This is a genomic window from Poseidonocella sp. HB161398 (assembly GCF_005870025.1).
Classification (GTDB): Bacteria; Pseudomonadota; Alphaproteobacteria; order Rhodobacterales; family Rhodobacteraceae; genus Mangrovicoccus.
The window spans coordinates 1-20934 of record NZ_VATA01000085.1 but is presented as its reverse complement, the minus strand read 5'-3'; the positions used below and the strand labels follow the sequence as shown (position 1 = coordinate 20934).

Annotated in this window: 21 protein-coding genes; 4 read left to right on the top strand and 17 right to left on the bottom strand. The window is 69.3% G+C overall.

From position 1 onward, the window contains the following. From FGX59_RS32495 to FGX59_RS32460, 8 genes are all read right to left on the bottom strand, one after another. Nucleotides 1–672, bottom strand: a 672-nt coding sequence (locus FGX59_RS32495; RefSeq protein ID WP_138472234.1) for an aldehyde dehydrogenase family protein, incomplete at its 3' end; no start/stop codon positions are given. Between the two features lie 72 nt (nt 673–744). Continuing rightward, complete coding sequence (locus tag FGX59_RS32490; protein ID WP_138472232.1) at nt 745–1659, bottom strand: dihydrodipicolinate synthase family protein; 915 nt, start codon at nt 1657–1659, stop codon at nt 745–747. A gap of 2 nt (nt 1660–1661) precedes the next feature. Beyond that, nucleotides 1662–2837: an L-rhamnonate dehydratase gene (locus tag FGX59_RS32485; protein WP_138472230.1), complete on the bottom strand. Its 1176-nt coding sequence runs from the start codon at nt 2835–2837 to the stop codon at nt 1662–1664. Nucleotides 2838–3023: 186 nt separating this feature from the next. Continuing rightward, nucleotides 3024–4058 carry a 4-hydroxy-2-oxovalerate aldolase gene (dmpG, locus tag FGX59_RS32480; protein ID WP_138472228.1) on the bottom strand — a complete coding sequence of 345 codons (1035 nt, stop codon included), beginning with the start codon at nt 4056–4058 and terminating at the stop codon, nt 3024–3026. A gap of 10 nt (nt 4059–4068) precedes the next feature. Then, nucleotides 4069–4983 (bottom strand): acetaldehyde dehydrogenase (acetylating), encoded by a 915-nt coding sequence (locus tag FGX59_RS32475; RefSeq protein ID WP_138472226.1) that lies wholly within the window; start codon nt 4981–4983, stop codon nt 4069–4071. A gap of 15 nt (nt 4984–4998) precedes the next feature. Continuing rightward, a complete protein-coding gene (locus tag FGX59_RS32470; protein ID WP_138472224.1) occupies nt 4999–6282 on the bottom strand; it encodes a TRAP transporter large permease in 1284 nt (427 codons plus the stop codon). Then, nucleotides 6279–6785, bottom strand: a complete 507-nt coding sequence (locus tag FGX59_RS32465) for a TRAP transporter small permease (RefSeq protein WP_138472222.1) — start codon at nt 6783–6785, stop codon at nt 6279–6281. Before FGX59_RS32465 ends, FGX59_RS32470 begins: the two co-directional genes overlap by 4 nt. Before the next feature lie 118 nt (nt 6786–6903). Beyond that, entirely contained in the window at nt 6904–7917 is a 1014-nt protein-coding gene (locus FGX59_RS32460; RefSeq protein WP_138472220.1) for a TRAP transporter substrate-binding protein, read from the bottom strand. Nucleotides 7918–8145: 228 nt separating this feature from the next. On the opposite strand from FGX59_RS32460, the gene FGX59_RS32455 reads away from it, so the two are divergent. Further along, nucleotides 8146–9531, top strand: coding sequence for an FAD-binding oxidoreductase (locus tag FGX59_RS32455; RefSeq protein WP_138472219.1), 1386 nt, complete (start codon nt 8146–8148; stop codon nt 9529–9531). A 48-nt stretch (nt 9532–9579) separates the two neighbouring features. Here the strand turns inward: FGX59_RS32455 and FGX59_RS32450 are convergent, their stop codons facing one another. The 9 genes from FGX59_RS32450 to FGX59_RS32410 all read right to left on the bottom strand — a co-directional run bounded on the left by FGX59_RS32450 (nt 9580) and on the right by FGX59_RS32410 (nt 17375). Further along, complete coding sequence (locus FGX59_RS32450) at nt 9580–10326, bottom strand: IclR family transcriptional regulator (RefSeq protein WP_138472217.1); 747 nt, start codon at nt 10324–10326, stop codon at nt 9580–9582. A 131-nt stretch (nt 10327–10457) separates the two neighbouring features. Further along, the gene (locus FGX59_RS32445; RefSeq protein WP_240722825.1) at nt 10458–10871 is read right to left on the bottom strand and encodes a PPC domain-containing DNA-binding protein; all 414 of its coding nucleotides are present in this window, start codon (nt 10869–10871) and stop codon (nt 10458–10460) included. Further along, nucleotides 10852–11412 carry a PPC domain-containing DNA-binding protein gene (locus FGX59_RS32440; protein WP_138472215.1) on the bottom strand — a complete coding sequence of 187 codons (561 nt, stop codon included), beginning with the start codon at nt 11410–11412 and terminating at the stop codon, nt 10852–10854. Before FGX59_RS32440 ends, FGX59_RS32445 begins: the two co-directional genes overlap by 20 nt. A 10-nt stretch (nt 11413–11422) precedes the next feature. Continuing rightward, a complete protein-coding gene (locus tag FGX59_RS32435) occupies nt 11423–11998 on the bottom strand; it encodes a gamma carbonic anhydrase family protein (RefSeq protein WP_138472213.1) in 576 nt (191 codons plus the stop codon). Further along, nucleotides 11995–12780, bottom strand: coding sequence for an SDR family NAD(P)-dependent oxidoreductase (locus FGX59_RS32430; RefSeq protein ID WP_138472211.1), 786 nt, complete (start codon nt 12778–12780; stop codon nt 11995–11997). Before FGX59_RS32430 ends, FGX59_RS32435 begins: the two co-directional genes overlap by 4 nt. Nucleotides 12781–12813: 33 nt before the next feature. Further along, nucleotides 12814–13710: a hypothetical protein gene (locus FGX59_RS32425; protein ID WP_138472209.1), complete on the bottom strand. Its 897-nt coding sequence runs from the start codon at nt 13708–13710 to the stop codon at nt 12814–12816. Further along, a complete protein-coding gene (locus tag FGX59_RS32420) occupies nt 13710–15326 on the bottom strand; it encodes an acyl-CoA synthetase (protein WP_138472239.1) in 1617 nt (538 codons plus the stop codon). Before FGX59_RS32420 ends, FGX59_RS32425 begins: the two co-directional genes overlap by 1 nt. A 5-nt stretch (nt 15327–15331) precedes the next feature. Continuing rightward, nucleotides 15332–16504: an acetyl-CoA acetyltransferase gene (locus tag FGX59_RS32415; RefSeq protein ID WP_138472207.1), complete on the bottom strand. Its 1173-nt coding sequence runs from the start codon at nt 16502–16504 to the stop codon at nt 15332–15334. Nucleotides 16505–16523: 19 nt separating this feature from the next. Then, a complete protein-coding gene (locus tag FGX59_RS32410) occupies nt 16524–17375 on the bottom strand; it encodes an IclR family transcriptional regulator (protein ID WP_138472205.1) in 852 nt (283 codons plus the stop codon). A gap of 305 nt (nt 17376–17680) precedes the next feature. Between FGX59_RS32410 and FGX59_RS32405 the strand changes: the two genes are divergently transcribed. The 3 genes from FGX59_RS32405 (at nt 17681) to FGX59_RS32395 (ending at nt 20634) form a co-directional block, all read left to right on the top strand. Further along, a complete protein-coding gene (locus tag FGX59_RS32405) occupies nt 17681–18697 on the top strand; it encodes a DctP family TRAP transporter solute-binding subunit (RefSeq protein WP_240722824.1) in 1017 nt (338 codons plus the stop codon). A gap of 91 nt (nt 18698–18788) precedes the next feature. Continuing rightward, a complete protein-coding gene (locus FGX59_RS32400) occupies nt 18789–19310 on the top strand; it encodes a TRAP transporter small permease (RefSeq protein ID WP_138472203.1) in 522 nt (173 codons plus the stop codon). Continuing rightward, nucleotides 19303–20634 carry a TRAP transporter large permease gene (locus tag FGX59_RS32395; RefSeq protein ID WP_138472201.1) on the top strand — a complete coding sequence of 444 codons (1332 nt, stop codon included), beginning with the start codon at nt 19303–19305 and terminating at the stop codon, nt 20632–20634. Before FGX59_RS32400 ends, FGX59_RS32395 begins: the two co-directional genes overlap by 8 nt. Nucleotides 20635–20934 lie beyond the last annotated feature (300 nt).

Sequence of the window (20934 nt, the reverse complement as noted above, 5' to 3'; positions counted from 1 at the left end):
CCTTTTTCCGCCTTGAATCAAGGAGAAGACGCCCGCGGGCATACCGGTTTTCGCGATTGCGGCATGGATCGCCTCGGCGACGATCTCGCCGGTTCCCGGGTGGGCGGAGTGGCCCTTGACGACGACCGGGCAGCCCGCGGCGAGCGCGGCCGCCGTGTCGCCGCCCGCGGTCGAGAAGGCGAGCGGGAAGTTCGAGGCGCCGAAGACGGCGACCGGGCCGATCGGCCGCTGGATCATCCGCAAATCGGGGCGCGGCAGCGGCGCGCGCTCGGGCAGCGCCTCGTCATGGCGGCGGTCGAGATAGTCGCCGGCGCGGATGTGGCTGGCAAAGAGCCGCAGCTGGCCGGTCGTCCGGCCGCGCTCGCCCTGGAGCCGCGCCTCGGGCAGGCCGGTTTCCTGCGTGCCGATCTCGGTGATTGCCTCGGCGCGGGCCTCGATCTCGTCGGCGATCGCCTCGAGGAAGGCGGCGCGGGCCTCGCGCGTCGTGTAGCCGTAGGACCAGAACGCCTCTTCGGCGGCCTCGCAGGCGCGGTCGACCAGCGCGACGGTGCCGACGGAGAAGTCATGCGCCGGGCCGTGGGCCGGCTCGGAGGCGAAGGTCTGGTCCCCCGCGACCCACTCGCCGACGATCAGGTGCTTGCCATGCGGCGTGAAAACGGACTTGTCGAGCATGGTGTCTCCTTCCGGAATGTCTGCTCTGCCTTGGTCCGGAGAGGCGCGGCGCGCGCCTCCCCGCCGGCCGGGTCAGTGGCCCCAGCGCATCGAAATCGGGTCGAGCGGGCGCAGGAGGCCCAGCAGTTCGGCGCGGGTTTCGGGCGGCAGGGGCGGCACCGGGTGGCGGCAGAAACCGGAGGCGAAGACCTTGCCCTCGACCATCGCCGCCTTGGCCGCGCGGAAGCCGCATTGGCGGTTCTCGTGCTGGACCGCGGGCAGGATGCGGGTGTAGCCCGCCACCGCCGCGTCGCGGTCGCCGCTGCGATGGGCCTCGACCACCTCGCGGATATGCTCTGTGATCATCGCCGAGCACATCGTCGCCACGGCGCCGGCATCGAGATCGGCCAGCATGGTCACGCCCTCCTCGCCGTCCATCGGGCTGACCACGGCATCGCCGCCCTCGGCGATCAGCCCGCGCAGCTTCGCCGCGGCACCGGCGCATTCGATCTTGAAATGCTGCACCATCTCGATCTCGCGCGCCATCTTCGCCAGCAGGGCCACCGGCAGCTCGACCCCCGAGAGCGGCGCGTCCTGCACCACGATCGGAATGCCGGCCTCGCCCACCCGGGCGAACTGCTCGTAGGTCTGCGCAGCCGTGCCCTTCATCAGCGCGCCGTGATAGGGCGCCATCATCATCACCGAGGCCGCCCCGCAGTCGCGGGCCAGCTCGGCGCGGGCCACGGCAATCGGCGTGGCGTAATGCGAGATCGTCACCATCACCGGGATGCGCCCCGCGACATGCTCCAGCGACAGCCGGGTCAGCGTCTCGCGCTCGCCGTCCGAGATCAGGAACTGCTCGGAGAAATTCGCCAGGATGCAGACGCCGTCCGCGCCCTGGTCGATGATGCAGTCGAGCGCGCGCTTCATGCCGTCGAGGTCCAGCGTCCCGTCGTCATGGAAGGGCGTGGGCGCGACGGGCCAGGCGCCGGTCAGTTGAACCGCCATGGTCATTCCCCGATCTCGAAATGGTGCAGATGCCTGTCCGAGATCGAAATTCCCAGACCCGGCAGGTCGTCGTCAAGCTGCAGGAAGCCGTCCACCGCATCCGGGTCGCCCTCGAAGATGTAGTAGAAGAGCTCGTTGCCGACCTCGACATCGAAGACCGGGAAGTATTCCGAGATCATGCAGTTCGCATTGGCCATGGTCAGGTGGTAGTTGTGCATCTGCCCGGCATGGGGGATCACCGGCACCTGGAAGGCCTCAGCGATGGCGTTGATCTTCTGCGCCGCGGTGATGCCGCCGACGCGGTTGGTGTCGTATTGCAGCACCGAGACGGCTTTCTGCGCGATCAGGTCCTTGCAGCCGATCACGGAAAACTCGTGCTCGCCGCCCGAGATTGGCACGATCCCCATGGCATTGAGCTCGGCATAGCCCGCGACATCGTCGGCGATCACCGGTTCTTCCAGCCAGCGCGGCTCGTACTTGGCAAGCTTCGGCAGCATCCGGCGGGCGTAGTCCAGGGTCCAGCCCATGTAGCATTCGCACATCAAGTCGGCGTCGTAGCCGATCACCTCGCGGACGGCTTCCACCCGCTTGAGGTTCTCGCGCATCCCCGCCATGCCGTCCTTCGGCCCCCAGCCGAAGCGCATCTTGTAGGCGGTGTAGCCGTTTTTCTTCGCCGCCTCGGCCTCGGCCTGCATCGTCTCGACCGGGCCGGAATAGAGCTTCGAGTAGTAGACCGGGATCTTCTCCTTGGTGCGGCCGCCGAGCAGCTTGAAGACCGGCTTGCCCGCGAGCTTGCCCATCAGGTCCCATATCGCGATGTCGATGGCCGAGATCGCGGTCATGCCGATGCCCTTGCGGCCCCAGGCGTGGCTGCGGCGGTACATCTTCTCCCAGATATAGGCGTAGTCGAACGGGTCCTCGCCGATCACCAGAGGCGCGAACCAGTCGTCGATCGCCTTCTTGACGACACTCGGCGCCAGCGCGGCATTGCCGATCCCGACCGTGCCGTCCTCGGTCTCGATCTCGACGGTCAGCCACTGGTGGAAGCGGAACGAGCCCATCGCGTCGCCGCCGCGATGGATCACGTCAGAGGCATTGGTGCAGAAATTGCCCGAAGGCGGCACGGTCGGTCCGGTCCAGGTCCAGACGCGGGCGCGCACGGATTTGATCTTGGTCACAGGGACACCTTCTTTTTGCGGCTCGTGCCTCGCGGGCAGGCGGGCGCAGGGTGCAGGGAACGGGTCCGGCGCGGGGCGCCGCGCCGGGTTGCTGGCGGGCTGGCAGGGACCGCCTCCGGTCACGGCTCCGCCCGGCCCCGGCGGCGGGTGCCACCGGGGGGTGCGGTCTGCCGCGGGGGAGGCGGATCAGGCGGCGGGCTTTTCCCGTGCGGCCGCCATGGTCAGGGCCAGATCCTCGATCATGTCCTCCTGGCCGCCGACCATGCCGCGCCGGCCGAGCTCCAAGAGGAGCTCGCGCGCGGGCACGCCATAGCGTTTCTCGGCGCGCTCGGCGAAAAGCAGGAAGGAGCTGTAGACCCCGGCATAGCCCAGCACCAGAGAGCTGCGGTCGACGCGGACCGGGCGGTCCATCATCGGCAGGACCAGCTCTTCGGCGGCATCCATCAGCGTGAAGAGATCGGTGCCGGTCTGGGCCCCCATCCGCCCGAAGACGGCCGCCAGGATCTCGGTCGCGGCATTGCCCGCGCCCGCGCCCAGCCCCGCCAGCGCGCCGTCGATGCGGTTCGCGCCCGCCTCCACCGCGGCCACGGAATTGGCGATGCCCATCCCCAGGTTGTTGTGGCCGTGGAAGCCGAGCTCGGTTTCGGGCTTCAGCGCGGCGCGCATCGCGCCGATCCGCGCGGCAACGTCGCCGGGCAGCATGTAGCCCGCGGAGTCGGTGCAGTAGACGCAGCCCGCGCCGTAGCTCTCCATCTTCAGCGCCTCGGCGACCAGCGTCGCGGGATCGGCGCGGTGCGACATCATCAGGAAGCCCACCGTGTCGAGCCCGGCCGCGCGGGCGAAGCCGATATGCTGTTCAGCGGTATCGGCCTCGGTGCAGTGGGTGGCGACGCGCACCCCCGCGATCCCGGCATCGATCGCCTCGCGCAGGTTGTCGACCGTGCCGATCCCGGGGATCAGGAGCGCCGAGATGCGGGTATCGCGCACCGTCTCCGCGACCGCGCGGATATAGACCGCGTCGGTCTCGGCGCCGAAGCCGTAATTGACCGAGCCGCCGCCCAGGCCGTCGCCATGGGTGACCTCAATCCAGGGAATGCCGCCGCGGTCGGCGGCGCCGGCGATGGCAACCATCTGCGCCCTGGTGATCTGGTGGCGCATCGGGTGCATCCCGTCGCGCAGGCTCATTTCGTGAAGGGTGATCTTGCGGTTTTCGATGGACATGGCTGTCTCCTCAGGCGGCGCGCAGCGGCAGCGCCACGGTCCCGGCATGCACCTCGCGGGCGAAGGTCTCGGCGGTGCGCAAGGCGGCCGAGGTCATGATGTCGAGATTGCCGGCGTATTTCGGCAGGAAGTCCCCGAGCCCCTCGACCTCGACATAGAGCGAGACGCGGTTGCCGTCGAAGACCGGCCCGTTGACCAGCTTGTAGCCGGGCACATAGGCCTGCACCTCGGCGACCATGGCGGCGACCGAAGCGCGGATGGCCTCCTGGTCGGGCGCGCTCTCGGTCAGGCAGTGGATCGTGTCGCGCATCAAGAGCGGCGGCTCGGCCGGGTTGACGATGATGATCGCCTTGCCCCTGGCGGCGCCGCCGACCTTCTCGATCGCGCCCGCGGTGGTGCGGGTGAATTCGTCGATGTTCTTGCGCGTGCCCGGGCCGATCGACTTCGAGGCGACCGCGGCGACGATCTCGGCATAGGAGACCGGCTGCACCCGCGACACCGCCGCCACCATCGGGATCGTCGCCTGGCCGCCGCAGGTGACCATGTTGACGTTCATCTCGAGGCTGCGGGAATGCTCGGCCATGTTCACCGGCGGCACGCAGTAGGGGCCGATCGCCGCCGGGGTCAGGTCGACCATCAGCACGCCGAGCGCGTTGAGCTTCCTGGAATTCTCGGCATGGACATAGGCCGAGGTGGCGTCGAAGGCGATGCGGATGTCATCCGCCAGCACATGCGGCAGGAAGCCGTCGACGCCCTCGGCGGTGGTCTTCAGCCCCATCGCCTCGGCGCGGCGCAGCCCCTCGGAGGCGGGGTCGATCCCCGCCATCCAGACCGGCTCGATCCAGTCCGAGCGCTGCATCTTCATCAGCAGGTCGGTGCCGATGTTTCCCGGGCCGATCACGGCCGCCTTGAGTTTCCGTTCCATGCAGGACCTCGTGAATTACATACCGAAGAGAGAGGGCAGCCACAGCGAGAAGGCCGGGACATAGGTGATGACGAGGAGCAGGAGCATCAGCAGCACCAGCGGCCGCGTCGTCCCCTTCACCACGTCGGTCAGCGATATCCGCGCGACCCGCGAGGCGACGAAGAGGTTCACCCCCACCGGCGGCGTCACCATGCCGATGGCGAGATTGACGATCATGACGATGCCGAAATGCTCGGGGCTGATCCCGGCCGCCGTCACCAGCGGCAGGAGGATCGGCGTCATGATGATGATCGCGGCCAGGGTCTCCATGAAGGTGCCGATGACAAGGAGCAGGACGTTCATCAGCAGCATCAGCACGACCGGGCTGGACACCGTCTCGGTCACCGCGTCGGCCAGCATCACCGGGATCCGCTCGATCGCCAGCACCCGGCCGAAGACCGTGGCCGTGCCCACGATCAGCATCACCGTCGCGGTGGTCAGCGCCGCGCTGGCGAAGAGCCTGTAGAGCGCGGCGACCTTCAGCTCGCGGTAGACGAAGAGCCCGATGACGAGCCCGTAGGCGACGCCGATGGCCGCGGCCTCGGTCGGGGTGAAGACCCCGCCATAGATACCGCCGAGGATGATGACCGGCACCAGCAGCGCCCATTTCGCGTCCCAGAGGATCCCGGCCGCCTCGCGCGCGTCGATCCGCTCTTCCTGCGGCCGCTGCCCTTCCTTTCGCGACTGCCACCAGGCATAGCCGATCAGCGCCAGCCCGATCAGCAGGCCGGGGATGATCCCCGCCATGAACATCTTGGTCACCGAGACATTCGCCGAGGTGGCGTAGATCACCATCGGGATGCTCGGCGGGATGATGACGCCGAGGCTGCCCGCAGAGGCGACGAGCCCGGCCGAGAAGGACGGGCGGTAGCCCTCGCGCGCCATGGCCGGAAACAGGATCGCGCCGATCGCCGCTACCGTGGCCGGGCCCGAGCCCGAAATCGCGGCGAAGAAGACGCAGGTTGCCACCGCGATGATCGCCAGCCCGCCGCTATAGCGGCCGAAGAAGATCTTGCCGGTGTTCAGCAGCCGCTGCGACAGGCCGCCCTGCCCCATCAGCTCGCCCGAGAGGATGAAGAACGGCACGGCCATCAGCGGGAAGCTGTCGATGGCGGTGACAAGGCCCTGGGGCACGAAGTTGATGCCGACCTTGCCGGAGATCAAGAGCGCCGCGGTGGAGGCCAGTCCCAGCGAGATGGCGATCGGCGTGCCGACGACGAGAAGCAGGGTGAAAAGGCCGAATAGCGTCAGCGAGATCATTGCGCGGGCTCCTCTGCCGCGGCCCGGGCGATCCGCTCGCCGCGCAGCGCGCGGATGTCGAACCACAGGTTCTGCGCCAGCCGCACGAGCACCAGCGCGAAGCCCGTCACCGGCGCCATGTAGACCCAGGCCATCGGAATGCCGAGCGAGGAGGATTTCTGGCCGAAGCGCAGCAGCTTCTGCACCAGGAACCAGCCCTCCCAGACCACCAGCACGGCGAAGACGCCGGTCAGCAGCGTGGCGAGGATGCGGAACCAGGGATGGAAGCGCGGCGGCAGCGCGTCGGTCACCGCGGTGACATTGACATGGGCGCTTTTCTTCACCCCGAAGGCGACGCCCAGATAGGTCATCCACACGAAGCAGTAGCGGGACGCCTCGTCCGACCAGGTCAGCGAGGCGGAGAAGACATAGCGCATGACGACCTGCAGGACGATGAGCGCGCTCATCGCGGCCAGCAGCAGGACGACGAGCGCCTCTTCGAAATGTTCATCGAGAAGTTTCATCGGGCATCCGTAGGATTCGGCCGGCGTCTCGACCGCGTGCCGCCAGCGCGCGCGGGAGGTCATGCCGGGGCTCCGGAAAGGCCGGGCGCCCGCCAGCAGCGGCAGGCGCCCGCTTGGATCACTCGCCCTGGGCGGTGGCGATCAGGTTCTGCACCAGCTCGGTGCCGATCTTCTGGCCCACGAGGTCGTAGATCGGGTCCATCTTCTCGGAGAACTGCTTCAGCTCGTCCGCGCTCAGCTCGGTGATCGTCACCTGCGGCATCGCCGCGATCGCCTTGGCATCCGCTTCGATCGCCATCTCGCGCTGGTCGGCCGTGGTCTCGGCCACCGCCTCGAGGAAGATCGCCCGGTCCTCGTCGGACATCATCATCATCGTGTCCGGGCTCGCCAGCAGCACCCAGGCGCCATAGAGGTGGTTGGTCCTGGTGATGTAGTGCTGCACCTCGTAGAACTTCATGTCGTAGAACAGGTTGATCGGGCCCTCCTGGGCGTCGAAGGTCCCCTGCTGCAGCGCGGTGAAGAGCTCGGAGAAGGCCAGCGGCGAGGGGTTCGCGCCGATCTCGCGCCAGGCGGCGATATGCACCTCGTTCTCCATGGTGCGCATCTTCATGCCCGCCAGGTCCGCGGGGCTATGGATCTCGTGCTTGGAATTGGTCAGCTGGCGGAAGCCGTTCTCCCAGAAGGCCAGCCCGACCAGGCCGACATCCTGCAGCCCGTCCAGCAGCCCCTGGCCGATCTCGCCGTCGAGCACGCGGAAGACCGAGTCGCGGTCCTTGAAGACGAAGGGCAGGTCGAGGGCGAAGAAGTCCTGGTCGAAGCTCGCCACCGGCGCGGTGGAGACGAAGGCCATGTCGAGATTGCCGAGCTGGATCGACTCGATCTGCTCGCGCTCGCCGCCGAGCTGGCTGTTGGGGAAGATCTGGATGCCCATGCGGCCGTCGGTCCGCTCCATCAGCCGCTCGTTGAGCAGCTCCAGCGCGTGCTGCCCGGTGCTGGTGGTGGACGAGGAATGGCCCGCGCGCAGCAGGATCTCGGGCTCGGCCGCAGCCGAGGTGGCAAGGGTGCCGGTGCCGGCCACCAGGCCAGCCGCCATCGCGCCGCGCAGCAGCGCGGAGAGCTTTTCGAAACGCATGTTCTGTCCTCCCAGATCAGGAACTCAGCGCCGTCCGGACGGGCCCGGCGGCGGATCGAGGTCGCGCGCCGACTCCCTGCTGGCGCGCTATGCAAATCAGGACTAGTAATTCTCCCAGATTTTGTCAAATACTAGATGTGGCTCTCACTATGTGAGAAGTTTGCGAGGAAAACAGTGCCAGGGAGGAACGACCCCGTGTCCGGGCAGCTAACGAGCAGATCACATGACATGGCCGCGGCCGCGGCGCTTTCGGAGCTGGAGGCGCTTCTGGGCGCGGGCGGGCTGAAAAGCGGCGCGGCGATCGACCCGGCCTCGGTGCGCGACTGGAGCGGCGAGGCAGGCGGCACGCCCCTGGCCCATGTTGCGCCGCGCTCGACCGCGGAGCTTTCGGCGGTGATGCGGATCTGCGCCGCCCATGGCCTGCCGGTGGTGCCGCAGGGCGGGCTCAGCGGGCTCGCCGGCGGGGCCGTGCCCTCGGATGGCTGCGTGCTCGTCTCGCTGTCGAAGATGGCGGAGATCGAGGAGATCGACCTGTCCTCGGGACAGATGACGGTGCAGGCCGGGGTGCCGCTGCAGACCGTGCAGGAACGCGCGGCCGCGGCCGGGATGTTCTTCGCCCTCGATCTGGGCGCGCGCGGCTCCTGCCAGATCGGCGGCGCGATCGCGACCAATGCCGGCGGCAACCGCGTGCTGCGCTACGGCATGATGCGCGACCTGGTGCTGGGGCTCGAGGTGGTGCTGATGGACGGCACCGTCCTGCCGATGATGAACCGCATGCCGAAGAACAACGCGGCGATGGATCTCAAGCCGCTCTTCATCGGCTCCGAGGGCACGATGGGCATCGTCACCCGCGCCGTGCTGAAGCTGCATCCGGGCGTCACCGGCGCCAATGCCGCGCTTCTCGCCCTGCCCGATTTCGATGCGGCGCTGTCGCTCCTGCAGATGGCGCAGCGGGCGCTGAGCAGCCGGGTCTCGGCCTTCGAGCTGATGTGGAACGACTACTATGCCGCCGCGGTGGAGCATGGCGGGCTGCGCGCGCCGGTCCCGGCGGAGCATCCGGTCTATGTCCTCGTCGAGATGCTGGGTGCCGATCCCGAAGCCGACCGCCCCGCCTTCGAGGCGATGCTGGAGGCCGCTTTCGAGGAGGGCCTGATCCTCGACGCGGTGATCGCGCAGAACGAGCGCGAGGTGGAGAGCTTCTGGGCGCTGCGCGACGCGATCTCCGAGCTGCTGGTGCATTACAAGCCGAAGATCAGCTTCGATGTCTCGGTGCCGCTGGCGCGGCTGGGCGCGTGCGTCGAGACGATGCGCGCCGCGCTGGAGGCGGCCTTCCCGGGGCTGGTCCAGCTCTATTTCGGCCATGCCGGGGACAGCAACCTGCATCTCGTCACCGGCCATATGGACCGCTACGGCGCGGAAGAGGCGGCGGTGGAGGAGATAGTCTACGGCATCGTGCGCGATTTCGGCGGCTCGGTCTCGGCCGAGCACGGCATCGGCCTGCACAAGAAGCGCTGGCTCTCCTACAGCCGCAGCCCCGGGGAGCTGGCGCTGTTGCGCGCGATGAAGGCGGTGCTCGACCCGAAGGGGCTGCTCAATCCCGGCAAGGTGATCTGAGCCTGCCGGACGGGGGCGCGGCCTGCGCTCCCGGCCTGGACGCGCGGCTCAGCGCGCGGCGTAGCCGATGGCGCGGCTGATCCGCTCCGCCGCGGCCTTCACCACCGGGATCAGCTCGCGGATGCGCTCCTCGGGCATGTAGGTCAGCGCGCTCGACAGGCTGATCGCCGCGGCGATCCGGCCGAGCGGGTCGCGCACCGGCGCGGCGACGCAGCGGATCGCCGGGCTGTCATCGCCCAGATCGAGCGCGTAGCCGCCCTCGCGGTATTCCTCCATCCGCGCGCGGAAGGCCGCGGGCGCGGCCATGCCGCCATTCCCGGCGATCACCTCGTCGAGCTCCCCGGCCTCCGAATCAAGCAGCAGCGCCATGCCGATCCCGGTCCTGGTCAGCGGCCGCCGCCCGCCGATGCGGGAATTGATCTCCACCGGGCGGTTGCCCTGGATCTTGTCGAGATAGACCACCTCGGCGCCGCTGCGCATGCCCAGATGCACCGTCGCTCCGCCCTCCTCGGCCAGGGCGGTCAGGTAGGGATGGGCGATGCGGACGATGTCCATCTCGCCATAGGCCTGGAATCCCAGCTCGATCAGCTTCGGGCCGAGCTCGTATTCGCGCCCGCGCGGGGCGCGCAGGTAGCCGCGCTCGGCCAGCACGGCGGCGAAACGGTGGGTGGTGCTGTAGGTCATGCCGGTCGCCCGGGCGATATCGGCCAGCGACGTGGCCCCTTGGGCCACGGCGTCGATGACATCCAGCCCGCGCACGAGGGTCTGGCTTTTCTGCGGCCTGTCTTCTGCCACCTGGGTTCGCTCGCGATCTGCCTTCGGGTCCGCCAGTCATAGCATCATGCCCCAAGGATTCCACAGGCTTCGCGCCCTGCAGGCAGGGATCGGCCGCAGGGCGGGCGCCGCCGCGGCCGCGGGCCGCCCGCTCAGCCCCGTTCGGGCAGCCATTCCTCCAGCGTCACCTCGAAGGTCATGCAGATCGGGTTGCCGCCCGGCACGAAGGGCCCGCCATGGATGCGCCCCTGCGGATCGGCGACCACCCCCGAAAGCGAGGCCTCGACCTCGCCCGCGGGGCTGGAGCGGACCTCGCCCGCGAGGCTGACGATCTCCACCGCCGGGCCCGCGACATGGATCTCGGAGCCGTCATTGGCCTGCAGGCAGGCATCGACCAGGCTGCCGAGCGCGCCGCGGACGAAGGCGTTCTCGAAGCCCTCGGCGAGGCAGAGCTTCTCGATCCCGCGGACCAGATCCTCGTTCGGTCCGATCCGCGCATAGGCGACGCGGCCCATGCGGCCGCTCTCGACGACGGCGCCGGGCTGTTCAGGCATCAGCAGGGTCATTCTTGATCTCCCGGAAGGGTTGCAGCAGCGGAATGTTGGTCTCGGGATCGAAGCTCTGGCGCAGGCTGAATCCCTCGAAGCCGGTGACGAGGACCGAAATCGGCCGGTCGCCGACAATGGCGCGGTCGGGCAGGATATGGCCGCCGCGGAACCGGCCGTCGGCGCAGCGGATGGCGGCATGGCAATGCACCAGCGGCCCGCCATCGGCGGCGACGCCCAGCGTGGCATTGCCGAAGATCATGTAGGTCTCGCCCGCGTCGATCGGCGCGGAATAGGCGATCACCGCCTTGCCGCTGGGATCGGGCGGCGCGACGCAGTAGGAGAGCCGGGCGAAGGCGCCGCCCAGGATGGTGGTCGAGGCGCTGGTGATCCCGGCCGCGCGCAGCGGCGCGACCATGGCCTCGTGCAGGCTCAGCCCCGGCGCGAGGCTGAGGCGCAGATGGCGCCCCTGCATGTCGCGCTCGCTATGGATGCGGACCGGGTTGAAGCGGCCGGGATGGCGCAGGATGCGCGCGCGCTGGCGCGGCAGGTTCTGGTGCATGGCGCCCTCCTCAGGCCGATACGGCGCCGAGCGCGCCATCCGCCGGGGCGCGCCGCCCGGCCAGTTCGTCGCGGTAGCGCCGCCAGCGCGCACGGTAGAGCGCGGCCCCCGCGCGCAGCCCCTCGCGCGCGGCCTCGTCAAGCTCGCGCACCACCTTGCCCGGCGCGCCGAGCACCATGGAATGGTCGGGGATCTCGCGCCCTTCCGTCACCAGCGCCCCGGCGCCGATCAGGCAGCCCTTGCCGATCCGCGCGCCGTTGAGCACCGTCGCCCCCATGCCGATCAGCGTGCCCTCGCCGATGCTGCAGCCATGGATCATCGCGCGGTGGCCGATGGTGCAGTCCGCGCCGATGCGGATCGGGAAGCCCGGATCGACATGCAGCACGCAATTGTCCTGGATGTTCGAGCCCGCGCCGATCTCGATCGGTCCGTCATCGGCGCGCAGCACGGCGCCGAACCAGATGCTGGCCTCTGCCGCCAGCCGGACATCGCCGATCAGAACGGCAGTGGGCGCGACCCAGGCCTCGCCCTCCGCGGGGCCGCGTGGCGCCGTTGCGCCGAGCGAATAGAGAAGCCCGCCGCTCATGATGCGCTCGCCAGGGCGGCGCCTTTCGGCGCGACCCCCTCCATCACCCCGCCGATGGTGAAGCCGCCATCGACCGCCAGCACCTGGCCGTTTACATAGCTCGAGCGGCGCGCATCGAGCAGGAACAGCGCCGCCTGGGCGATCTCCTCGGGCGTGCCGTAGCGGCGCTGGGGCACGGTGGCGATCCAGCCCGCGCGCATCTCGGCGGTGTGCATGTCGCGCACCATCGGCGTTTCGACCGGGCCCGGCGCCACGGCATTGACCCGCAGGCCCGCCTCGCCCAGCTCGACCGCCATGACCTTGGTCAGGGTGATCACCCCGCCCTTGGTCGCGCCATAGGCCGCGCGGCCGACATTGCCCATGATCCCCGAAACCGAGGCGATGTTGACGATCGCCCCCTGGCCGCGGGGCAGCATCCGCGCCGCCGCCGCCTTCGAGGCCGCGAACGTGCCGATCAGGTTGACCTCGAGCACCCGGCGGAACTCGTCCGCGGTGGTGTCGAGCGCGCGGGCGTCGACGCCGATCCCGGCGGAGTTCACCAGCCCGGCAAGCGGGCCGAAGCGCGCCTCGGTCTCGTCGAAGGCCCGTTCGAGCGCCGCCTCGTCGGTAACCGAGCCCGCGACCGCCAGCGCCCGCGCCGGATCGGGCAGGCCCGCCCGGGCACGCTCCAGCGCGGCCTCGTTCATGTCGAACAGCGTGACCGCGAAACCGTCGCGCTGGCAGGCGGCGGCGATCGCCAGGCCGATGCCCGAGGCGCCGCCGGTGATCAGGATGGGGGTCATTGGACGTCTCCTCCTCAAGAGTTCCAGTGATGGTCAGGCCCCGGCCGGTTCGGCCAGGAGGATGATTTCAGAGGTGATCGAGACCCGCCCCTGGCCGCGGGCGAGCACGCCCTCGAAGATGTTGGCGCTGCTGTCGACCACGGCGATCTCGATCTCGGCGGCCTCGGGCGTGGCGCGGCCGCGGCGGACCAGGAACTCGCTGATCGGGTCCTGCATGACGCTCACGCCGCGGAACCCCGCGCCGTTGAGGCTGCCGAGCCCGATCACCCGCGCCTGCGCCAGCCCGTGCCGGGCGCAGCGCTCCATGCAGGCGGTGGCGATGTCCTCGTTCGGGCGCAGCGTCATGACGACCGCCCCGGGCCTCCCCGCCGCGCCGCCGGTGCCCGCGGGCGTGGCGGCGAAGAGGTCGAAATTGGTCTCGGGATCGGGACGCCGGTCGAACACCGCCGAGGCGAAGCCGGTCGCCTGCAGCACCTGGCCCGGCTCGGGCCAGGTCTGCGCGCCCAGCAGGTGCCCCAGCGCGCGGCGGCCCTCCTCCAGCTCCCAGATGCCGTGGCAGTGGATCATCGGGCGGCCGCCGTCGCGCCCGAAGGAGGCGTAGCCCTCGCGGATCACCGCCCGGCCGCGCGGCTGGCGCGGCGCGGAGTACCAGGCCAGCCGGTCGGGGAATTCCGAGCGCGCCGGGATCACGTAGTCGAGCGCGCTGCAGGCGAGCCCAGCGATCTCGACCGCGCCGCCCTCGAAGCCCTCTGCCGCGAAGGCGCGCGCGATGGCGGCCTCCAGCGGCTCGGACCCGTCAAGCGCGATCTCGAAGTGCCGGATTGCCGTCGGGACGGCCGCGATCCGCGGCTCGATCCGCGGCCCGGCATGGCGCAGCGGCGGGTTGATCCCTGCCAGCGGCGCGGCCGGGGCATCGGCAAGCACCGCCATCACGCCAGCTCCCCGGCGGCGATCAGCTTGCGCTCGGCCAGCGTCTCGCGGATCAGCTTCTTGGTGATCTTGCCGTAGCTCGTCTTCGGCATCTCGTCGAAGAAGAAGATCTGCCGCGGCAGCTTGTAGCCCGCCATCTTGTCCTTGAGGAAGGCGGTGATCTCCTCGGCCGTGGCGCTGGCGCCCGGGCGCAGCACGCAGACCGCGACCCCGACCTCGCCCCATTTCGGATCGGGCACGCCCAGCACCGCCACCTCGGTCAGCGCCTCATGCGCCAGCAGCTTCTCCTCGATCTCGCGCGGATAGACGTTCGAGCCGCCCGAGATGTACATGTCCGAGGAGCGCCCGGTGATGAAGAGATACCCCTCGGCATCGAGATGCCCCAGGTCGCCGGTGCGGAACCAGCCGTTGCGGAAGCTCTTCGCATTGGCCTCGGGGTTGTCGTAGTAGCCCGCGAAGACCGCCGGGCCGCAGACGCAGATCTCGCCGGTCTCGAAGGGCGCCAGCTCCCGGCCCTCGTCATCCTGGATGGACACCTGCATCCCCGTGCGCTCGTAGCCGCAGGAGCCGAGCCGCATCTCCGCGTCATCCAGATGATGCTCGGAGGGCGGCAGCACGGTGATGTTGCCGGTGACTTCGCCGAGGCCGAAATACTGCACCAGCACCGGGCCGAGCGTCTCCAGCGCGACCTTCTGGTCGGCGCGGTACATCGGCGCCCCGGCATAGATCACGTGGCGCAGGCTGGAGCGGTCGAAGCGGTCGACGGACGGATCCTCGACCAGCATCTTCACGATGGTCGGCACGGTGAACATGTTGGTGACGCGATGCGCCTCGACCAGCCGCCAGGCCTCAGCCACGTCGAAGCGCCCGGGCGGCATCAGCACCGTGGCGCCGCCGCCCGCGACCTTGGCCAACTGGTGGATGCCCGCGCCATGCGACAGCGGCGCGACGACCAGCGACACGTCCTGCGGGCCCGAACCCGGCATCAGGTCGTTGAGATGGTTCAGCAGCACGAAGGACATCTGGCCATGGGTCAGCACCGCCGCCTTCGGCCGCCCGGTCGTGCCGGAGGTGAAGAAGAACCAGCAGGGATCGTCGCGGCCGGTATCGGCATTGGCCACCGTCTCGCCCATATGGGCGGCGACCAGCGCGTCGAAGTCATTCTCGCCGCCGCCGCCGATGGCGACATGGTGGCGGATGCCGGTGCAGGCCGCCGCGTGGTCCGGGAATTCCGCGCCCGAGATCATCACCGCCGCGCCGCTCGACTGCGCCAGCCAGGCGACCTCGTCCGGGCTCTGGCGGAAATTCGTCGGCACCCAGACCGCGCCCAGGCGGAAGCAGGCGAACATGCTCTCGAACATCTGGTTGCAGTTCTGCGACTGGACCAGCACCCGCGTGCCCTTGCCGACGCCGTAGCGCGACGCCAGCGCCGCGGCCAGCGCCGAGACCCGGGCGTCGAGCTCGGCCCAGCTCCAGCTGCGGTCCTCCCAGATCAGTGCCGGGCGGTCCTTCAGCCGCCGCGCGTTGCGGGTCAGGAAATGCGCCAGGTTGGCGACGCGGGTCGATTGCGGCGCCAGCCCGCCGACCGGATCCGCGGCGCGGGAGACGAAGTTCATGTCGTTCATTTCACGCGCTCCAGGATGCTGCAGTAATTCGCGACGGCGGCGCCGCCCATGTTGAAGACGCCGGCGACCGAGACGCCCTCGGCCTGCATCCCCTCGGGCGCCTCCCCCGCGAGCTGCATCGCCGCCATGACATGCATCGACACGCCCGTGGCGCCGATCGGATGGCCCTTGGATTTCAGCCCGCCCGAAAGGTTCACCGGCAGCCGCCCGCCCTTGGCGGAGACGCCCTCGCGGATCACCTCGGCGCCGCGGCCGGGTTCGGCGAGGCCCATCGCCTCGTATTCGATCAGTTCGGCGATGGTGAAGCAGTCATGGGTCTCGACGAAATCGAGATCGCCGAGCGTCATTCCCGCCGCCGCGAGCGAGCCCGCCCAGGCGCGGCGCGGCCCGTCGAAGGCGATCGGATCGCGGCGCGACAGGGCCAGCACGTCATTGGTGTGGGTCGTCGCGCGGAAGCCGATGCCGCGGGCCAGGCCGGCCGCCACGTCGGGATGCACCACGACCAGCGCCGCCGCCCCGTCGGAGATCAGCGAGCAGTCGGTCCGCCGCAGCGGCTGCGCGACATAGGGGTTGCGGTCGCTGACGGTGTTGCACTGCTCGACGGTGAAGGCCTTCTGCATATGCGCATAGGGATTGGCCGCGCCATTGGCGTGGTTCTTCGCCGCGATCATCGCCAGCGCCTCGGACTGGTCGCCGTATTTCTGGAAATAGGACTGGGCGATGCGGCCGAAGAGCCCGGCGAAGCCGCCGCTGACATCGGCCTCCTCCTTGCGGTAGGAGGCGCCCAGCAGGATGTCGCCGACCTCCGCCGTGGGCAGCGCGGTCATCTTCTCGACGCCGACGACCAGCGCGACCTTGCCCCGGCCCGCGGCGATGAAATCGAGCGCGGCATAGAGCGCGGCCGAGCCGGTGGCGCAGGCATTCTCCAGCCGGACCGCGGGCACGGCGGCCAGATCCGCCGCCGCAATGCCCGGCAGCGCGCCGAGGAAATCCTGCTTCGAGAAGCCGTTATTCATGCAGCCGACGAAGATGCCGTCGACATCGGATGCCTCCAGCCCGGCATGCTCGAGCGCCGGAAGCGCCACCTCGGCCATCAGCGCCTCGGTGTCGGGGGCCTCGGACTTGCCGAAGCGGCTATGCGCCCATCCGGCGATCTGTGCGGTTGTCATCGGGTCTCCTCCTTGAATGTCAGACGTTCTGGCGCGGCCGCCGTGCGGGCTGCGCGCCATGGCGGGCATAGAGCCGCGCCAGCCGCGTCTCGACCTGCTCCGCCCGTTCCAGAAGCTGGCCGGCAATCTCCTCCTGCCGGTCCGGCGTCATCCGGCTGTCGATCGCCGCGACGCTCAGCGCGCCCGCGATCCGCCCGCCGGGCAGCCGCAGCGCGCGGCCGATCGCCCAGCTATTAGCCAGCACCATGCCGGGATTGAGCGCCCAGCCGCGGGCCCGCGTGCGGGCGATGCCCTCACGCAGCTCGGCCTCGGACGCCCTGGGGTATTCCTCGCGCAGGAGCCGGGCATTCTGTTCCAGCACCTCCTCGATCTCGTCATCCGCGAGCGCGGCCAGCATCGACAGCGACCCCGCGCCGATCCCCAGCGGGTGGCGGTAGCCGACCTGCAGCGCCTGGACGCGGATCGGGAAGCTGCCCTCCTCCTTGTGGACGCAGAGCGAGAACGCGTCGCGGCGCACCGACAGGAAGGCCGTGTCGCCGGTATCGGCCGCCAGCCCCGCCACCGCGTCATGGGCGACGTCGAGCAGGCCGAAGCGCTGCGCCGCCAGCGTGCCCAGCACATAGGTCTCCTCGCCCAGCAGGTAGCTCTTGGTCTTGGGGTCCTGCTCGACCATGCCGGAATGCATCAGCGACAGCAGCAGGCGCCGCGCGGTCGGGCGGCTCAGCCCGGTCTCCTCGACGATCTCGCCGAGCCCGATCCCGCGCACCGGGTCGCGCCCGACCAGCGGCAGGAGCCCCAGCGCCCGCGTCACGCTCTGCGCGCCGGCGATCTGCCCCTGGTCTTCGGGGAGTGCGAGTCTGGGCTTCTTCATGTCCTGGCCTTCAGCTTCCGGGTCTCCGGGGCGCCGCCTCCTGGCGCGGGGCTCCTCCGCCCCTCCTCCCTCTGCAGGGCTCCTCCGCCCCATATGTCCATATTGTGGACTGTAATAATCATCAACCAAGCGCGCCATCCTCGTCAACGGATTTTATTTCTCCATGTTTTACTGACCTCTAATCCGGGAAATGGCGAATCTGGGCAGATTCCACGGAATCACACTTGAACCCACGTCCACTTTATGGACAATGGGCGCAGGCTGTTGGAGGACGGCCGAATTCATAGTCCAAGGGGAGGAAATCCATGGCCCTCATGCGCAAGGCCGCCGCATTCATCGGCGTGCTCGCTCTGTCCCACAGCGTGTCCGCGGCAGCCGCCGAGACGCTGCGCCTGTCGCACAATACCGGCGACACCACGACCTGGCAGAAGGGCGCCGAGCGCTTCGCCGATCTCGTGGACACCGCCAGCGGCGGCGATATCGGCATCCGCATCTTCCCCAACGCCCAGCTGACCGGCGGCGACCAGATGAAGCAGGCCGAGATGGTCGGCCGCGGCGCGATCGACTTCGTCGTCACCTCGGCGATCAACGTCACCCCGCTTGTGCCGGAAATGGCGGTCTTCTCGCTGCCCTATCTCTATTCCGACTACGCCCAGGTCGACGCCACCACCGCGGGCGAGCCGGGCGCGAAAATGGCCGAGATCCTCGAGGCGCACGGGCTGCACCTGCTGGCCTGGGGCGAGAACGGCTTCCGCGAAGTGACCAACAACGTGCATCCGATCGCCACGCCCGACGACCTGAAGGGTCTGAAGATGCGCGTCGCCGGGCCGATGTATATCGACGTGATGAACGCGCTCGGCGCCAACCCGCAGCAGATGCAGTGGACCGAGACCTTCTCGGCGCTGCAGCAGGGCGTGGTCGACGGCCAGGAGAACCCGATCGGCGCGGTGATCATCCCGCAGCGGGTCTACGAGGTGCAGAAGTACATCACCCCCTGGCACTACTCCTACGACCCGATCTTCATCGCGGTCAGCGAGAAGCGCTGGGAAAGCTGGGACGAGGCGACCCGGACGATGATCTCGGACGCCGCGGCGCAGGCGATGGAGTACCAGAAGGAGATCACTCGCGCCGCCACCGCCGACGGGCTGGAGACGCTCGCCGCAGAGGGCATGGAGATCCACGAGCCGACCGCCGAGGAGCTGGCCGCCTTCCGCGCTGCGACCAAGGCGCCCTTCGACAAATGGGCCGAGAAGGTCGGCACCGATCTGGTGGCGCTGTTCCAGGCCGAGATCGACGCGCAGGACGACGACGCGACCCAGTGACCTGCGGGTCCGGCACCCGGGCGCGCAGGGTCGCGTCCGGGCTGCCCTGCCCTCTCCGTGGCCGCATCCGCGCCGGAGACCGGAGGAAAGAATGAAAAAGCATATCGACAATTTCGAGGCCTATGTCTGTTCGGCGCTGTTTCTCGCCATGACCGGCATCGGCTTCGCCAATGTGGTGGTCCGCTACCTGACCAGCTATTCCTTCGCCGCCACGCAGGAACTGCTGCTGAACGGCTTCCTGCTGCTGACGGTCTTCGGAGCCTCGCTGGCGGCGCGCGCGGGACAGCACCTGGCCGTCACCTATTTCGCCGCGCTCTTCGGCGCGCGGGTGGAGCGGGCGCTGAAGATCTTCTCGGCGGCGGTCAGCGTCGCGCTCCTGCTGCTGGCGGCCTGGTTCTGCCTCGACCTGGTGCGCAACCAGCTGGCCTCCGGCGTCACCTCGGCCGGGCTGCAGGTCCCCGCCTGGTACTATTCCGCAGCCCTGCCCTTCGGCTTCCTGCTGATCGGCTACCGCGTGCTGGAATACGCCGTCCGCGACCTGCGCGACACAAGCGAGGAAACCGGCCCGGCCGCAGAGGCGATGCGCGAGGCAAGGAGCTATGCCGATGTTTGATATCAGCGCGGGCACGCAGATGCTCATCCTCTTCGGCCTGCTGCTGGCGCTGCGCGTGCCGGTGGCCTTCTCGCTGGGGATCTCGGCGATCTACGCCATGTGGCAGATGGGCTTCGGCCTCGACCTGGTGGGCGACCTGATCTCCTCGGGGATCACCAAGTTCTCGCTGCTGGCGATCCCGTTCTTCATCCTCGCGGGCATGCTGATGGGCACCGCGGGGCTCGCCGACCGGATGGTGCGGTTCTTCCGCATCCTGATCGGCTCGCTGCCGGGCGGCATGGGCGTGGTCGGCGTGGTGGTCAGCCTGTTCTGGGGCGCGGTCTCGGGCTCCGGCCCGGCCTCGGTCGCCGCGATCGGCCCGATGATCATGAAGGGCATGGTCGAGGACGGCTATTCCCGCGCCTATGCCGCGGCGCTCGTCTGCACCGGCGCCGCGCTCTCGATCGTCATCCCGCCCTCGATCGGGCTGGTGGTCTACGGCGTGATCGCCGAGGTCTCGATCGGCAGCCTCTTCATCGCGGCGATCCTGCCCGGGATCGTGATGGGGCTGATGATGCTGGCGACCCTGCCCTTCGCCCGCCGCGGCGCCCCGCCCGCCGGCGCGCCCGAAACGCTGGCCGCGCAGCACCGCGCCGAGACCGGCCAGGACGATGCGCCCTGGGGCGCCCAGCTGTGGCAGAGCTTCCGCGAGGCCTTCTGGGGGCTCCTGACCCCGGTCGTCATCCTCGGCGGCATCTATGTCGGCATCTTCACCCCGACCGAGGCGGCCATCGTGGCGGCGGTCTATGCGATGGTGCTGGGTCTCTTCGTCTACCGCACGCTCGACCTGCGCACGCTGATGGTCTCGCTGCAGGAATCCGCCCGCGCCTCGGCGGTGGTGCTGATGGTGGTGACCTTCGCCAGCCTCTTCGGCTGGGTGGTGACGGTCGACGACGTGGTCGGGCACTATTCGCAGGCGCTGCTGGCCTTCTCGGACTCGCCGATGCTGATCCTCATGGTCATCGCGCTGGTGCTGCTGATCGCGGGCATGTTCATGGACGCGATCACCATCATGTTCATCTGCCTGCCGATCTTCCTGCCTGTGGTGCACCAGATGGGCTGGGATCCGGTCTGGTTCGGCATCTTCCTGTCGATCACCCTGGCGATCGGGCTCTTCACCCCGCCGGTGGGGATCAACCTCTTCGTCGCGGCCAACATGACCGGGCTGACGCTGGAGCGGATCGCGGGCGCCGCCATCCCCTTCCTGATTGCCAGCCTCGCGGGCATCCTCGTCGTCGGCGCCTGGCCGGACCTGACGGGCTACCTGCTGACCTGGATGAAATAGCCCCCGCCACCACGGGAGCCGGACAGGGCCCGCGCCGCCGCGCGGGCCCTTTTCATGTGCGCGCCGCAGATCGGCACCGCAGGGAGCGGGCCGGGACCGGGCCGCCGCCCCGTGGCACGCAAAAGGGGCTCTGACTCAATTTTGGTGCAGGGCTTTGTCTATGGCATCGCGGTCATCCTCGCCTTCAGCGTATCGATACCCGCGCGGCCATACATCTGCCGCTTCAGCATTTTCAGCCGGTTGATCTGTCCCTCGGTCTGGCCATTGGACCACGGCTCGGTCAGGGATGCGGCGACCGCA

Excerpts from the sequence above, each read along its gene's own strand:
- FGX59_RS32475 (WP_138472226.1), bottom strand. The coding sequence starts at position 4,983 with ATGGAACGGAAACTCAAGGCGGCCGTGATCGGCCCGGGAAACATCGGC.
- FGX59_RS32490 (WP_138472232.1), bottom strand. The coding sequence starts at position 1,659 with ATGGCGGTTCAACTGACCGGCGCCTGGCCCGTCGCGCCCACGCCCTTC.
- FGX59_RS32410 (WP_138472205.1), bottom strand. The coding sequence starts at position 17,375 with ATGAAGAAGCCCAGACTCGCACTCCCCGAAGACCAGGGGCAGATCGCC.
- FGX59_RS32460 (WP_138472220.1), bottom strand. The coding sequence starts at position 7,917 with ATGCGTTTCGAAAAGCTCTCCGCGCTGCTGCGCGGCGCGATGGCGGCT.
- FGX59_RS32415 (WP_138472207.1), bottom strand. The coding sequence starts at position 16,504 with ATGACAACCGCACAGATCGCCGGATGGGCGCATAGCCGCTTCGGCAAG.
- FGX59_RS32470 (WP_138472224.1), bottom strand. The coding sequence starts at position 6,282 with ATGATCTCGCTGACGCTATTCGGCCTTTTCACCCTGCTTCTCGTCGTC.
- FGX59_RS32420 (WP_138472239.1), bottom strand. The coding sequence starts at position 15,326 with ATGAACTTCGTCTCCCGCGCCGCGGATCCGGTCGGCGGGCTGGCGCCG.
- FGX59_RS32395 (WP_138472201.1), top strand. The coding sequence starts at position 19,303 with ATGTTTGATATCAGCGCGGGCACGCAGATGCTCATCCTCTTCGGCCTG.
- FGX59_RS32425 (WP_138472209.1), bottom strand. The coding sequence starts at position 13,710 with ATGGCGGTGCTTGCCGATGCCCCGGCCGCGCCGCTGGCAGGGATCAAC.
- FGX59_RS32465 (WP_138472222.1), bottom strand. The coding sequence starts at position 6,785 with ATGAAACTTCTCGATGAACATTTCGAAGAGGCGCTCGTCGTCCTGCTG.
- FGX59_RS32445 (WP_240722825.1), bottom strand. The coding sequence starts at position 10,871 with ATGACCCTGCTGATGCCTGAACAGCCCGGCGCCGTCGTCGAGAGCGGC.
- FGX59_RS32455 (WP_138472219.1), top strand. The coding sequence starts at position 8,146 with ATGGCCGCGGCCGCGGCGCTTTCGGAGCTGGAGGCGCTTCTGGGCGCG.
- FGX59_RS32440 (WP_138472215.1), bottom strand. The coding sequence starts at position 11,412 with ATGCACCAGAACCTGCCGCGCCAGCGCGCGCGCATCCTGCGCCATCCC.
- FGX59_RS32405 (WP_240722824.1), top strand. The coding sequence starts at position 17,681 with ATGGCCCTCATGCGCAAGGCCGCCGCATTCATCGGCGTGCTCGCTCTG.
- FGX59_RS32400 (WP_138472203.1), top strand. The coding sequence starts at position 18,789 with ATGAAAAAGCATATCGACAATTTCGAGGCCTATGTCTGTTCGGCGCTG.
- FGX59_RS32435 (WP_138472213.1), bottom strand. The coding sequence starts at position 11,998 with ATGAGCGGCGGGCTTCTCTATTCGCTCGGCGCAACGGCGCCACGCGGC.
- dmpG (WP_138472228.1), bottom strand. The coding sequence starts at position 4,058 with ATGTCCATCGAAAACCGCAAGATCACCCTTCACGAAATGAGCCTGCGC.
- FGX59_RS32430 (WP_138472211.1), bottom strand. The coding sequence starts at position 12,780 with ATGACCCCCATCCTGATCACCGGCGGCGCCTCGGGCATCGGCCTGGCG.